At 64.4% G+C, this 289-nt stretch carries 1 protein-coding gene; it reads left to right on the top strand.

Features of this window, described 5'->3' with window-relative positions; genetic code table 11:
• Window positions 1–54 precede the first annotated feature (54 nt).
• Window positions 55–289 (top strand): helix-turn-helix domain-containing protein (locus ACWGTO_RS34020; protein ID WP_454579023.1); only part of this gene is annotated, 235 nt, incomplete at its 3' end.

Below are 289 nucleotides of genomic sequence, written 5' to 3'. Positions count from 1 at the left end.
CCACACAGAACCCTCCAGATTCATCATGTCGGCTGGATATGGAGGCCAGCAGGCATGGTTAGACCCATATCGGAGGATTTGCGTTCGCGAGTGATCGCAGCGGTTGAGGGTGGCCTGTCGCGGCGGGCCGCGGCGGATCGTTTCGGTGTTGCCGTGGCAAGTGCGGTCCGCTGGGTCCGCGAATGGCGAGAGAGCGGCGCGACGCGGGCAAAGCCCCAAGGCGGAGACAAGCGCTCCCAGCGGATCGAAGCCTATCGGGATACGATCCTGGCGGCGATCGAAGGTCAGG

Source organism: Mesorhizobium sp. PL10 (assembly GCF_053714315.1).
This window is presented reverse-complemented; position numbering and strand designations above follow the sequence as displayed.